At 62.0% G+C, this 12,427-nt stretch carries 15 protein-coding genes; 7 read left to right on the top strand and 8 right to left on the bottom strand.

What is annotated here, in order from left to right; genetic code table 11:
* Nucleotides 1-77: 77 nt before the first annotated feature.
* From ACLM42_RS09990 to psbB, 7 genes are all read right to left on the bottom strand, one after another.
* Nucleotides 78-1,337, bottom strand: a complete 1,260-nt coding sequence (locus ACLM42_RS09990) for an FGGY-family carbohydrate kinase (RefSeq protein ID WP_247911900.1) — start codon at nt 1,335-1,337, stop codon at nt 78-80.
* The gene (gene metK, locus ACLM42_RS09995) at nt 1,334-2,581 is read right to left on the bottom strand and encodes a methionine adenosyltransferase (RefSeq protein WP_247911902.1); all 1,248 of its coding nucleotides are present in this window, start codon (nt 2,579-2,581) and stop codon (nt 1,334-1,336) included. Before metK ends, ACLM42_RS09990 begins: the two co-directional genes overlap by 4 nt.
* A 32-nt stretch (nt 2,582-2,613) precedes the next feature.
* A complete protein-coding gene (locus ACLM42_RS10000; protein WP_415398961.1) occupies nt 2,614-3,399 on the bottom strand; it encodes an HAD family hydrolase in 786 nt (261 codons plus the stop codon).
* A gap of 9 nt (nt 3,400-3,408) precedes the next feature.
* On the bottom strand, nt 3,409-4,500 hold the full coding sequence (locus tag ACLM42_RS10005) for a 30S ribosomal protein S1 (protein WP_247911904.1): 1,092 nt from the start codon (nt 4,498-4,500) through the stop codon (nt 3,409-3,411).
* A 115-nt stretch (nt 4,501-4,615) separates the two neighbouring features.
* Nucleotides 4,616-5,098 (bottom strand): transcriptional regulator NrdR, encoded by a 483-nt coding sequence (nrdR, locus tag ACLM42_RS10010; RefSeq protein ID WP_247909469.1) that lies wholly within the window; start codon nt 5,096-5,098, stop codon nt 4,616-4,618.
* Nucleotides 5,099-5,357: 259 nt separating this feature from the next.
* Complete coding sequence (locus ACLM42_RS10015) at nt 5,358-5,453, bottom strand: photosystem II reaction center protein T (protein ID WP_010314684.1); 96 nt, start codon at nt 5,451-5,453, stop codon at nt 5,358-5,360.
* Nucleotides 5,454-5,471: 18 nt separating this feature from the next.
* Nucleotides 5,472-7,031, bottom strand: a complete 1,560-nt coding sequence (gene psbB / locus ACLM42_RS10020; protein WP_247909470.1) for a photosystem II chlorophyll-binding protein CP47 — start codon at nt 7,029-7,031, stop codon at nt 5,472-5,474.
* Nucleotides 7,032-7,309: 278 nt separating this feature from the next.
* Between psbB and ACLM42_RS10025 the strand changes: the two genes are divergently transcribed.
* Nucleotides 7,310-7,768 (top strand): 2Fe-2S iron-sulfur cluster-binding protein, encoded by a 459-nt coding sequence (locus tag ACLM42_RS10025; RefSeq protein ID WP_247909471.1) that lies wholly within the window; start codon nt 7,310-7,312, stop codon nt 7,766-7,768.
* A gap of 48 nt (nt 7,769-7,816) precedes the next feature.
* Nucleotides 7,817-7,921: a photosystem II reaction center protein PsbM gene (gene psbM / locus ACLM42_RS10030; protein WP_010314676.1), complete on the top strand. Its 105-nt coding sequence runs from the start codon at nt 7,817-7,819 to the stop codon at nt 7,919-7,921.
* A gap of 166 nt (nt 7,922-8,087) precedes the next feature.
* Here psbM and ACLM42_RS10035 read toward each other — a convergent pair whose 3' ends face one another.
* Complete coding sequence (locus ACLM42_RS10035) at nt 8,088-8,936, bottom strand: universal stress protein (RefSeq protein WP_415398962.1); 849 nt, start codon at nt 8,934-8,936, stop codon at nt 8,088-8,090.
* Between the two features lie 66 nt (nt 8,937-9,002).
* Between ACLM42_RS10035 and ACLM42_RS10040 the strand changes: the two genes are divergently transcribed.
* From ACLM42_RS10040 to ACLM42_RS10060, 5 genes are read left to right on the top strand one after another with little or no spacing between them, the layout of a single operon-like run.
* Nucleotides 9,003-9,473: an acyl-CoA thioesterase gene (locus ACLM42_RS10040; RefSeq protein ID WP_415398963.1), complete on the top strand. Its 471-nt coding sequence runs from the start codon at nt 9,003-9,005 to the stop codon at nt 9,471-9,473.
* Nucleotides 9,474-9,498: 25 nt separating this feature from the next.
* Complete coding sequence (locus ACLM42_RS10045) at nt 9,499-10,698, top strand: DNA-processing protein DprA (RefSeq protein ID WP_415398964.1); 1,200 nt, start codon at nt 9,499-9,501, stop codon at nt 10,696-10,698.
* 24 nt (nt 10,699-10,722) lie between these two features.
* The gene (prmC, locus tag ACLM42_RS10050; protein WP_247909475.1) at nt 10,723-11,619 is read left to right on the top strand and encodes a peptide chain release factor N(5)-glutamine methyltransferase; all 897 of its coding nucleotides are present in this window, start codon (nt 10,723-10,725) and stop codon (nt 11,617-11,619) included.
* A gap of 2 nt (nt 11,620-11,621) precedes the next feature.
* Entirely contained in the window at nt 11,622-12,209 is a 588-nt protein-coding gene (locus ACLM42_RS10055; protein WP_415398965.1) for an L-threonylcarbamoyladenylate synthase, read from the top strand.
* A 6-nt stretch (nt 12,210-12,215) separates the two neighbouring features.
* The gene (locus ACLM42_RS10060; RefSeq protein ID WP_247909477.1) at nt 12,216-12,386 is read left to right on the top strand and encodes a hypothetical protein; all 171 of its coding nucleotides are present in this window, start codon (nt 12,216-12,218) and stop codon (nt 12,384-12,386) included.
* Nucleotides 12,387-12,427: the final 41 nt, after the last annotated feature.

Below are 12,427 nucleotides of genomic sequence, written 5' to 3' on the forward strand. Positions count from 1 at the left end.
GCGAACCCCTGAGAAGCCCACATACCCCGCCAGAACCACGAACAAAGCGATGGAGAGCCAAGAGGCAAGGCGTTCCTTCACGGAGGGCAAGCGGCAGAAAGCGCCAGTCTGGCCATCCCTGAGGCTGCTGTGCAGCTTGGGCGGTTCAGCACTGGAATCCCCAGGATGCCCTGACGGATCAGGCGCCACTGAGGATTGCGGGCACCACCGCCCAAGCTGATCACACGCTGGATCGGATCAGCTCCCAGACGCTGCAGTGCAGACCAGCCCTGGGCCTCGATCCGCGCCAAGCCCTCCAGCAAGCCCTGCAGGTAGAGGGCATCGCTGATGGGCCGGGGCTCAAGAATCGGCTCCAGGGAGGGATCGTCCACCGGGAAGCGCTCTCCCGTCCGGGGCAAAGGCCGCAGATTCAGACCACTGCTACTGCGCGGATCAATCTGACGACTCAATTCAACAAGTAGGGAATCGGAGAAGAACTGGCGGAGGACGCCGGCCCCGGCGTTGGACGCGCCCCCTACGAGCCAGCGGCCCGCGACGCGATGGCAGCTGATGCCAGGGCCAGTCAACGGTTCCTCAGCAAATTGCTTCAGGACCAGGGTGGTTCCCAGCACCGTGACCCCGTCACCAGGCTGGGGATCAGCAGCCAAGACAGCCGCATTGGCATCGGTGCTACCGGCCACCACCTGGCAGTGAGCCGGTAATCCCAGGGCGGTCCTGGCGGTCTGCGACAAGGGCCCAAGAGCAGTACCCGACGCAATCACCTCCGGCAGGGCCCGACTCCAGGGTTGGTCCCCGATGGCGCCCTGCCAGCGCCTCTGGCGAAGATCCCATCCGAGGCGCAGGTTGTTGCCCTCCTCTCCGAAGCGCCAATCCCCGATCAGCCAACCACTGAGCCAGTCGGCCTGATGCCGAAACAAGACCCCGTCGTCCCTGCGTTCAGCCCGCAACCGAAGCACCCTGGCCAAGCTGCCACTGGCACTGCCCGCGGGCACCGAAGCACTGCCCGCGAGCTCGGCCGACGCAGAGCCCTGCTCCTGACAGGCCAGGAAATACGGAAGCGCACTGCCAAAGGGTTCACCATTGGCTGCGCAGGCCAGGACCGTACCTGAGGTGCCATCGACAGCAACAGCGCTCACCCGGTCGCGTAGAACTTCAGGCAGCTCAGCGCAGAGAGCGATCACCCCCTGACGCCAGCCCAGTGGATCCTCAAAACTGCTGGGGTAATCGCCCGAACTCTCGGCCAGAAGGGTGCCCGAGGGATCAACCAGGGCCAGCCGCAAACCGCTGGTACCCAGGTCAATTCCCAGGCCCAGCGGCTCAAGGCTGCTGGAGATCAAGCGGCTGCGCGGGCGGCCGTGGCTTGCTTCAAGGTGGCAGCAACGTCATCGACGTTCTCCCAGGGGAGGTTCAGATCACTGCGACCGAAGTGGCCATAGGCGGCAACGTCTTGATAGAAGCCACCACCGCGCTGCTGAGGCAGGCTGCGCAGACCGAAGGTGTCGATGATCGCGCCCGGGCGCAGATCGAAGTGCTCCTGCACCAAGGCGGTGAGGTCGTCATTGCTGACCACACCCGTGCCAAAGCTCTCCACCAGGATGCTGACGGGCTTGGCAACACCGATGGCATAGCTCAGCTGAACCTCAGCCTTGCGGGCCAGACCAGCGGCCACCAGGGCCTTGGCGACGTAGCGGGCGGCATAGGCAGCGGAGCGATCCACCTTGGTGGGATCTTTGCCAGAGAAGGCACCACCGCCATGGCGGGCATAGCCGCCATAGGTGTCCACGATGATCTTGCGGCCAGTCAAACCGGCGTCGCCTTGGGGGCCGCCGACCACAAATTTGCCGGTGGGATTCACCAGGAAACGGGTGCCGTCCTTGGAGGGCTTGAGGGTCAGGTCCGCAGTGGCGGGCTCGACGACATGGGCCCAGAGGTCAGCTGAGATGCGCTCACGAATGGCCTTCTCTTCGCTCACCCCGTCGATCTCGGAGATGTGCTGGGTGGAGATCAAGATCGTGTCGATCGCCACAGGCTGGTCGTTTTCGTAAACGACGCTGACCTGGGTTTTGCCATCAGGAAGCAGATAGGGGAGGGTGCCGTCGTGGCGCACCTCTGCCAAACGCCGTGAAAGACGGTGGGCCAGGCTGATGGGGAGCGGCATCAGCTCGGGAGTCTCGTTGCAGGCGAAGCCGAACATGATGCCCTGGTCACCAGCACCCACCAGATCCAAGGGATCACCGGCGTGGTCGTCCGCTTCGTTAACGCCCTGGGCAATGTCGGGGGACTGCTGATCTAGGGCCACCAAGACCGCACAGCTGTTGGCGTCAAAACCACCAGCACGGGCACCGGAATAGCCGATCTTCTGAATCACACCCCGCACCAGGCTGATGTAGTCGACCTTGGCGGTGGTCGTGACTTCACCGGTGATCAAGCAGAGACCGGTGTTGACCACGGTTTCGCAGGCCACACGGGAGGCGGGGTCCTGAGCAAGGAGGGCGTCGAGAACCGCATCACTCACCTGATCGCAGATCTTGTCGGGATGCCCCTCGGTCACCGACTCGGAGGTGAAGACGTATCGGCTCATTCCCAGACTTGGGTTCTTAGTTAAAAGCCAACCTAAGGGAAGGACGGGCGGACACTCAACTCGCTCCAGGCATGCACCAAGGGATGGGGTTCGGCCAAAGGGGGTGTGGTTCTCCAGGCCGCCGTATAGCCCAGGGCTAAGGGATGAGGGATTCCTGCGGCGACCGCCATGCGCAGATCACTATTGGCATCACCGATCAGGGCGCAGCGGCTGACATCAACGCCCATCTCCGCGCAAAGCCCGTGAACCGCAGCGGGATCCGGTTTGCGGGGACGATGCTCAGCGCTCCAGAGCCCGGAAAAGTAACCCCGCAAGCCGTGGGCTCCAAGAAAGTGCTCGATGCCGGCCATGTCGTCATTGCTGATCACGGCGCAACGGACCCCGACCACCTGCAACTGCTCAAGCCAAAGGAAGAGCCCCTCAGTGGTGGAACTTGTGGGAAGCGGGGAGTCCGCAGTGCGGCGAGCATCAACTGCATCGGCCTCTGCGAAAACCTGCTCGCTGAGAGCCAGCGCCTCTGGCCAACCAACACCGACTTGAACAAAAGCCGTCGCCGTGGCGATCAAGTTGTGATCTCGGCTCGCCACCGCGGTAATGCCAGCCGGACAGATGGCGTCGGACTTCAGGCCATAGGCCCGCTGCAGCAAATCCTTCAGCGGGTCACGCCGCTCAACGCTGACCTGCTCCAAGCAGAGAAAAACCCTGGCTTCCGCCAGGGTGAGTAGCTGGGGCTCACTGATGCTGAGGGTGCCGTCCTTGTCGAACAGCACCGCATCAATGGCTCCAAGCTCCGTGCCACGCAACAGGAGCTCAGCCATGGCTCAACTTCACTCGTAAGCCATTTCGCCGTCTTCAGCCTGCTCAAGCAGCATCTGCTTGTAGCGGGCCGCCATTTCCTCAGCCTTCTCGAACACCTTCTGAGGATCGGTGAGCATGTCACCGGGCTCGGGCTCAAGGGCTTTGGTGGAGAGGGAGATGCGACCACGCTCTGCGTCGAGGTCGATGATCATCACCTTCATCTGATCGTTGACATTGAGCACCGTGTGGGGGGTCTCAATGTGCTCGTGGCTGATCTCGGAGATGTGCAGCAGGCCGCTGACACCACCGATGTCGATGAAGGCGCCGTAGGGCTTGATGCCACGGACGGTACCGATGACCACTTCGCCCACCTCGAGGCGATTCATCTTGCGCTCAACCAGGGCACGACGATGGCTGAGGACGAGGCGGTTGCGCTCTTCATCCACCTCCAGGAACTTCAGAGGCAAGAACTCAGCAACCAGCTCCTCCTTGGGCTTGCGGGTGCTGATGTGGCTACCAGGGATGAAGCCACGCAGACCTTCAACCCGCACCAGCGCACCACCACGGTTGGTGGCAAACACCTCGCTGTAGATGGTGGCGTCTTCCTTCTGAAGCTGACGAACCCGCTCCCAGGCGCGCTGGTACTCAATGCGGCGAATCGAGAGGGTGAGCTGACCATCCTCGTTCTCTTCGCTCAGGATGAAGAACTCACGCTCTTCGCCTGGCTCGAGCACATCACTGATGTGCTCGACCCGGTTGATCGACACCTCCTGCATGGGCATGAAGGCGGCTGTCTTCGCGCCGATGTCGATCATTGAGCCCTTGGGCTCAATGGCGAACACGGTGCCCTTTACTACGTCGCCAGGCTTGAAGTTGTAGTCGTACTTGCTCAGCAGCGACGCGAACTCGTCCAGGGTGAAGCCAACGCCATCGAGGTCGCGAGCCACAGCACGGCTGCTGGGGTCGTCGGCGCTGGGCACCTCTTCCGGAATATCCAGGTCGAGCTCAGCAGCAGCGTCAACCACGTCTTGATCGACAGCCTCGACGGCCACGTCCTGATCAACGGCCTCTACGGCCACGTCAGTCTCGCTGGTGTTGAGATCGGAAGGGGTCACGGTCATGGAGAGTCGGCGGACTGCCCGAGGCAGCGCGAAGGGACCAATGCGTCGGCCGCCACCGGCGCAGGGAATCCAAAACTATAGAGGTCAGCTGCTGAAGAACCCTCGCAAGCGAGGCCTAGCCCACCGCAGCCAATGACTTGCCTTTGGGCTTGCGGTTCAGACCATCCAGCGTGGCCACAAAATCTGCGACGCTCTGGAACTGGCGATAGACCGAAGCGAAACGGATGTAGGCAACGTCGCTCATCCCCGCCAAGTGCTGCAGGGCCAATTCACCGATGTCCCGACTGGAGACTTCCCGGCCGCTGCGGCTCTGGAGCTCTAACTCCAGTTCGTCGACAACCAGCTCTAATCGACTGGGTTCCAGTCCCGTTTTGTCACAGGCCCGAAGCAGACCATGCAGCAACTTGCCGCGATTGAAAGCCTCGCGGTTGCCGCTGCGTTTCAGCACAGTGATCGGAACTGTCTCCACCCGCTCATAGGTGGTGAAGCGAAACTCGCAATTAAGGCACTCCCGACGACGACGCACACTGCGACCGGTGTCCGCGGAACGCGATTCAAGAACGCGGCTATCGGTGTGCTGACAGGAGGGGCACTGCATGCCCGAAGTTCCGCCGGAGAAGTTGCTCAAGTTTAGACAGAACATTTCCATTTGAGAAGGGCTGCTGCAACTTGGGTCTTGCCAAGCAACAGAGCGACTCCCCGCGTCAACCGGTGAGACTCAGCAGCGAAACAACAGCCAGATAAGTCGAAATGAGATTGCTTTAAAAGCCGCCGCTGAGCTGATTTGCGGCATTCAGCGCGTCCAAAGCAAAAAGCCCCCGCTTGTGGCGGGGGCTATGAAACTCACCGGGGTCGAATCACTTGCCGATCTTCGGGGGATCGCGGAAGGCGATCGCGAAGAACAGAGTGGAAATGGCCAACGCCAGGATCAGAATGTAAGCAAAGCTTTCCATGGGTTACCTCCGAGGCGCTCAGCTAAGGGTGCTGCCTGCGGGGGGCACATAACCCTCCGGCAGACGACGGGTGGTGCGGTCGCCCAGTTTCTGGAACAGACCGAACTCAACCTGCTCACCGAGATCAGGATCAACGCCGGCAAAGACATCGCGGTAGAGGGTGCGAGCACCGTGCCAGATGTGACCGAAGAAGAACAGCAGAGCGAAGCAGGCATGGCCAAACGTGAACCAACCGCGAGGTGAGCTGCGGAAGGTGCCGTCAGAGTGGTAGGTCTCACGATCGAACTCGAAGGCCTCGCCAAGCTGTGCCTTGCGGGCCAGACGCTTCACGTCTGCCGGATCAGTGAAGGACTGACCGTTGAGGGAACCGCCATAGATGGTGGCCGTTACTCCGGTCTGCTCGAAGGAATACTTCGCTTCAGCGCGGCGGAAGGGAATATCAGCGCGGACGATGCCTTGGCTGTCTTCCAGAACGACAGGGAAGTTCTCGAAGAAGTTGGGCAGACGGCGCACCTCGAGATCGCGGCCTTGGTTATCGGTAAAGGCCACGTGACCAAGCCAGCCCGTGGGCAGACCGTCACCATTCACCATCGGGCCAACGCGGAACAGACCGCCTTTGGCAGGACTGTTCCCGACGTAGTCATAGAAGGCGAGTTTTTCAGGAATCTGGGCGTAGGCCTGTTCCTTCGTTGCACCGTTGTCCAGAGCGGTCTGAACGCGGCGGTTGATCTCAGTTTTGAAGTAGCCCTGGTCCCACTGATAGCGAGTCGGACCGAACAGCTCGATCGGGGTGGCAGCAGCGCCGTACCACATGGTTCCAGCCACGATGAAGGCGGCGAAGAACACTGCAGCGATGGCACTCGAAAGCACGGTTTCGATGTTGCCCATCCGAAGGGCCTTGTACAGGCGCTCGGGGGGGCGAGTCGTGATGTGGAAGACGCCGGCAATGATGCCGACGATGCCAGCGGCGATGTGGTGGGCAACGATCCCACCGGGGTTGAAGGGGTTGAAGCCCTCAGGTCCCCAAGACGGTTGAACGGCCTCGAGGTGTCCAGTCACGCCATAGGCGTCTGAGACCCACATTCCTGGGCCAAACACACCAGTCAGGTGGAACGCACCAAAGCCGAAGCAGCCAAGGCCAGCGAGCAGCAGGTGGATACCAAAGATCTTGGGGAGATCCAGCGCAGGCTCGCCAGTGCGAGGGTCCAGCCAGATCTCCAGATCCCAGTAGGTCCAGTGCCAGATGGCGGCCAGCATCAGCAGGCCGCTGAAAACGATGTGAGCAGCTGCGACACCTTCGAAGCTCCAGAAGCCGGGATCAACACCGGTGGCACCGGTGATGCTCCAGCCGCCCCAGCTGTCCGTCACGCCCAGGCGAGCCATGAACGGCATGACGAACATGCCCTGGCGCCACATGGGGTTGAGCACCGGGTCGGAAGGATCGAAAATGGCCAGCTCATAAAGAGCCATGGAGCCGGCCCAGCCAGCAACCAAGGCAGTGTGCATGAGGTGCACGGCGAGCAAACGGCCCGGGTCGTTAATCACGACCGTGTGCACCCGATACCAGGGCAATCCCATGGGGGTCAGGTCCGAGGAAACAATCCAGCCTTCCGCTTCAGAAAACCGAAACAGGAAGTCAGCGCGATCAGTTTTTGCCAGCAAGAGCCGACAAACACGTGATCCGTGCTCGCGATCGTAAGGGGTTCAGCTGACAGAACGTTTTGAACCGCACCGAGCTGAAACGTGCCGTGACGGGAAAACGACGCTGGAGCCACAAGGAGTGCCCTCTCCGGCGATGCCGCGGTTACAAAACGCAATCCATTCCCTCAGAATGTTCGGATTCCGAGCGATCCGCCATGCCCGTCATTCGATTTGTACGTGAAGGGCGGGACGTGGAGTGCTATCCGGGCGAGAACCTCCGAGAGGTGGCTCTCCGTGAAGGCCTAGAGCTCTATGGCCTCAAAGGTCAGCTGGGGAACTGTGGTGGCTGTGGCCAGTGCATCACCTGCTTCGTCGACGTCGTGGAGGAGAGCAGTCCCGGAAGCCTGAGCGGCCGGACCGCCGTTGAAGATCAGAAGCTGCGCCGGAGGCCCCAGAGCTGGCGATTGGCTTGCCAAACCCTGGTGCAGCAATCAGTGCTGGTGCTGACCCGCCCACAAGTGCGTTTTGGCGATGCCGACGCTCGGATTGCGACCGCCAAAGCCAGCCCTCTCCCGGCCGGGCCCACCGCCTGGCCCGAACCTGAACCGCAAGAGGAGGACGTCACGGAGTCCGCTGCCGAGACCGAAACCACAACGAGGGATGAAGAGGCCTGATCAACCCCCTTTGGCGGTGATACGGTCACCGAGCTCAAGACTTTTGCGATGGAAACCAACGACCTCGGCTTCGTTGCCAGCCTGATGTTCGTGCTGGTTCCGACGGTGTTCCTGATTGTCCTTTACATCCAGACCAGCAGCCGCCAGAGCTGAACTCACGGCCCCGCATCCACTGACCCTGGACGCATCTTCCTGATGGGTCCAAGGCTTTCTTGATCCCAGCGTCCTAGCGGGCTCAACAGCCAACACCCCCAGAGCCCAAGGGCCCTGGGGGTTTTCCTTATTTCAGGTCAGCAGCAAATGGAGGCAGCGGTGACCATCAGCTCCGGCCTTCCGGCTCCCGAACCAAGAGGACCGGCGCAGGGGCATGCACACGGATGTAGTCACTGACCGAGGAACCCAACAGGCGATCGATATCCACCAGCCCGCGGGCCACCAGAGGGCGACGATCCTGAGAGGCGATGACAACCAAATCGGCTTTGTGCTCTTCAGCGGCCTGACAGAAACCCCGGCCGATGTCGCCGGTGCCGTGGATTGCTTTCATCTCAACGCCAAAGCCCCGGGCCCGCTGCACGGCCTTATCGAGCAACTCATCGGCAGGGGTTTGCCCACCGCGAGAGGGGGTGATGTCCTGGCGGCTGATGTGAACACCCGTCAGGCTGCTCCCGGGCACATCGCGCACCAACTCACAGGCCAGCCTGAGCGCGTCGTCACCGACCCCAGTGCCATCAATCGCCACCATCACACGGTTGATGTGACGCACATAGAGGTCGTCGCGCACCAGCAACATCGGCCGGGTCGAGAGCTGGAAGACGTACTGGCTAGCACTGTTGTTCAGGATCGACTGGAGCCGGCCCAAACCCCGAGAACCCATGACGATCAGGTCAGCATCCAGTTCATCAGCCACCTTCAACACCGTTTGCTTGGTGTCCCCTTGGCGAATGATCGTGTTGACCTCAGAAGGGTTGAGCCCCAACCGCTGAACGGCTTCAGCGACGATTCCGGCTGCTTTTTGGGAATGTTCGGCGTAGTCCTGACCCGCCTGCTCTGCGACAACGTGGAGCAGATTGATGCGGGCCTGACGCACGGTGGGAATGTCGCGCAGCATGCGCACCATTTCCTCAACGTGGCCTTTGCCTGAATCGGCGATCAGAAGATTGCGAAACACATCCCAAGGGCGCGTTGGGGCAGCCTATGGCTGAATTGCGCGTAACCCCGACTTGTGCCGGAGACCGTGACGGAGCAGCAACATCAGCGCCCCTGGCACCTGGAGCGATCGGTTCTGCCACAACACACCGACCATGCCGGAGTGATGTGGCATGGCAGCTATCTGGCCTGGCTGGAGGAAGCCCGGGTGGAAGCCCTACGCCAGGCGGGACTTGCCTACAGCGACCTCTCAGAGCGCGGCCTGGAACTGCCGGTGGTCTCACTACAGATCGACTACCGGCAAGCCCTGCTGCATGGAGAATCCATTCGACTCGAGAGCTGGGTCCTACCGCAACAGGGCGTCAAACTCCCATGGCGCAGCGTCTTCATCAAGGCAGATGGAAGCCTGGCCGCCGAAGCCCGCGTGGAGCTGGTCCTGGTGGACCTGAGCCAAGGCCCAGGGCAGAGGCGACTACTACGCAAGGCGCCTGACGACCTGCGGCAGGCGCTAGAGCGCCTAAGACAAGGCCCAGGCTCAGACTCACGGGTCTCGCTATAGTACAGAAGTACTGTCGCGATCGGGTATGGGCGAGCTCCTGCGAGGTCCCTTCTGCTCTGGCCAAGGCCGCAGTTGCCGCCTTGGCGCGGAACCCAGCGAGGCGCATCGCCTCTGGCGCTTGATCTGGAGCCGCTGTCCTGGCGTGGGCTGGCGAAGACTCGAACACCTCGAGAACCTCTTTGAAGATCTCGATCAGGCCTGGCAGGCCTCCAGACAAGAACTGGAGCATGCTCTCCGCGGAACCCAGGCCAGCACGCAGGATCTGGAGCGGATCGATGCCTACCGCCAACAGGTGGGGCCATCACCCGTCAGCCATCCACCAACCCCCGCGCAACGCCTGAAGTGGTCTGCCCGCCGCTGCCTACTCCCTGGAGACCGCGCCTTTCCAAGCTGCCTTGAAGAGATCGCGCAACCACCTCTGGCCCTGCATTGGGAGGGGCGGGGAAGCGTCTGGGCTGCACTGCGAGAACGCCAAGCCATTGCCATCATCGGGACCCGGCGCGCATCCAGACATGGCTTGGCCATGGCCCAGGCGATCGGACGAACGCTCGCGCAGGGGGGCTGGCCGGTGCTGGCTGGCCTGGCTGAAGGGGTTCAGGCGGCGGCCCATCAAGGTTGCCTGTCCGCTGGCGGGACACCCATCGCCATCCTTGGAACACCGCTCGATCAAACCTCGCCACGCACCTTGGCGCCTTTGCAAAAACAGATCTCCGCTGAGGGATTGTTGATCTCTGAATGGCCCAAGGGCACAGCGGTGCGGGCTGCTCACTTCAGCTTGAGAAAACGTCTTGAGACCGGCCTGGTTCAAGCCATGGTCCTGGTGGAATGCCCGCTGCAAAGCACGGCCCTCAAGACCGCACAGTTGGGCTGGGCTCAGGGAATCCCCCTCTGGGTGATTCCTGCGGATGCTGGACGGAGCAGTGCAGCCGGCAGCAATCGCCTACTGGGCCAAGGGGCCACACCTCTGCTCCTCCCCTCAGATCTGTTGAACCAGTTGGGAACCGGTCCGCTAGCGGTGTCCGGCGAAAGGTCCACAGCCCAGGAGCATGCTGGCCTGCTCAGCCGTCAGGCAAAGCTGATGGCTGCCCTTGGCCAGGGGGCAAGCCTTGAGCAGCTCTGCCGGTCCCTTCGCCTCGACCCTGGGCAGATCAGTCAAGGGCTACTGCAGCTAGAGATGGCCGGACTGGTGCGCAGCGCTCCTGGCCTGTGGTGGCATCCCAGCTGAAGGGACGCTGCATAGGCTGAGCGCATGGGCGATTCGGTCACAGCTCAATCACTGCTGAACTGGCGGAAGACCATGCTCCGCCAAGGCGGAGAAGCCAGTGCGCTCGACTGGTTGCTGGATCTCAAAGGCGGGGTGCACTGGCCGCAGTTGCAAGCCCTCAGGCTCTACCCCGAATCGAAGGTGGCGCTGGAGCACAGGCTGGAAACGCTGGAGGAAATCTGGCAAGAGCACCTTGAACAAGGCAAACCCCTCCAGTACCTGGTCGGCCTGTGCCCCTGGCGGGATCTGGAACTGAAGGTGGCCCCTGGGGTTTTGATCCCCAGGCAAGAGACAGAGCTACTGATTGATCTGGCCTTGGCCTGCCTGAGACCTGATCAACAGCAATCACAAGTGAGCTGGGCTGATCTGGGAACCGGCTCAGGCTGCATCGCGATCGGGTTAGCCAAAGCACTGCCAAGCAGCAAGGGCTTCGCCGTTGATCGCTCGACCGCGGCGCTCAGGCAGACGGAGGAGAACGCCAGACGAATCCTCAACAGCAACAGCGTGGAGTTCAGAGAGGGTGACTGGTGGGATGCGATCCAGGACCAGTGGGGTCAGTTGGATCTGGTGGTCAGCAACCCGCCCTACATCCCTGCTGCGGTCTGGGCGGAACTCGAGCCGGTCGTGCGCGATCACGAACCTGAGCTGGCTCTCAATGGAGGGGCAGATGGCTTGGATGCCATTCGCAGGATTACGAGCGATGCCCTCCAATGTCTGGCGCCAGGGGGCTGGCTGCTTCTGGAGCACCACTACGACCAGAGCTCTGCTGTCCTGGGCTTGCTGAAGGAAGCGGGATTGGTCAAAACCCAGGCCCACTCGGACTTAGAAGGAGTCCAACGATTCGCCAGGGCGCAGAAGCCTTCAGATCAGGAGGGTCCCTAGCCATGGAAGGCTGCCTCGATGAAGACCGCTTTGCCGCAGCGCTGCAGCAAGGCCAAGCCGGAGTCTTCCCCACCGACACACTGCCGGCCTTAGCCACCACACCGGAGCACGCTGCTCTGTTGTGGCGGATCAAGCGACGCCCCCAGAACAAGCCCGTGATCTTGATGGGCGCGGACGGCGAGCAGCTCTTCAGCAGCCTGGGCCTGGAACCCGAGCAGAGCTGGCTCCAATTGATGGAACAGCACTGGCCCGGGGCCCTGACCCTGGTGGTGCCAGCGGGTGGCGAAAAGCTCGAGCTGCTCAATCCAGGTGGAGCCGCCCTGGGCCTACGGGTGCCGGACTGCGACCAGGCACGAAACCTGCTGCGCATCAGCGGCCCCTTGGCAACAACCAGTGCCAATCGATCCGGGGAGGAGCCCTGCAAAACAGCGGCTGAGGTGCAGCTGAAGTTCCCTGAACTCAACCGGTTGGCACCCGAACCATGGCCAAGCCCCTCAGGTCAGGCCAGCACTGTGATTGCGCTGGAGCCCGGGGGCAATTGGCGCTTGCTCCGCGCGGGTGCTGTGATGCCCAGAGAGCTCCTCAACTAACCGGCCATGGCTTGGTTGCCCCTGCTGCTGGTGGTCCTGCTGAGCGTGCACGAGTGGTTGTTTCAGCCACTGCTGGTCATCAGCGCTGCTCTGTTTGAGCTGAGGCCACTGCCTTGGCTGCTGCTTGCGGGCCTGGCCTGGCTGATGGCAGGAACCAGCTCATCACAAGGGCGTTAGTCCCTGCTGAGCAGCGTCGAGGTCAGGCATAAAAAAAGCCC

Source organism: Synechococcus sp. W4D4, assembly GCF_047716805.1.
GTDB lineage: Bacteria > Cyanobacteriota > Cyanobacteriia > PCC-6307 > Cyanobiaceae > Vulcanococcus.

Bases quoted from the DNA above. Each gene is read 5' to 3' on its own strand.
- metK (WP_247911902.1), bottom strand. From the start codon at position 2,581: ATGAGCCGATACGTCTTCACCTCCGAGTCGGTGACCGAGGGGCATCCC.
- ACLM42_RS10000 (WP_415398961.1), bottom strand. From the start codon at position 3,399: ATGGCTGAGCTCCTGTTGCGTGGCACGGAGCTTGGAGCCATTGATGCG.
- ACLM42_RS10005 (WP_247911904.1), bottom strand. From the start codon at position 4,500: ATGACCGTGACCCCTTCCGATCTCAACACCAGCGAGACTGACGTGGCC.
- nrdR (WP_247909469.1), bottom strand. From the start codon at position 5,098: ATGCAGTGCCCCTCCTGTCAGCACACCGATAGCCGCGTTCTTGAATCG.
- ACLM42_RS10015 (WP_010314684.1), bottom strand. From the start codon at position 5,453: ATGGAAAGCTTTGCTTACATTCTGATCCTGGCGTTGGCCATTTCCACT.
- psbB (WP_247909470.1), bottom strand. From the start codon at position 7,031: ATGGGATTGCCCTGGTATCGGGTGCACACGGTCGTGATTAACGACCCG.
- ACLM42_RS10025 (WP_247909471.1), top strand. From the start codon at position 7,310: ATGCCCGTCATTCGATTTGTACGTGAAGGGCGGGACGTGGAGTGCTAT.
- psbM (WP_010314676.1), top strand. From the start codon at position 7,817: ATGGAAACCAACGACCTCGGCTTCGTTGCCAGCCTGATGTTCGTGCTG.
- ACLM42_RS10045 (WP_415398964.1), top strand. From the start codon at position 9,499: ATGGGCGAGCTCCTGCGAGGTCCCTTCTGCTCTGGCCAAGGCCGCAGT.
- prmC (WP_247909475.1), top strand. From the start codon at position 10,723: ATGGGCGATTCGGTCACAGCTCAATCACTGCTGAACTGGCGGAAGACC.
- ACLM42_RS10055 (WP_415398965.1), top strand. From the start codon at position 11,622: ATGGAAGGCTGCCTCGATGAAGACCGCTTTGCCGCAGCGCTGCAGCAA.
- ACLM42_RS10060 (WP_247909477.1), top strand. From the start codon at position 12,216: ATGGCTTGGTTGCCCCTGCTGCTGGTGGTCCTGCTGAGCGTGCACGAG.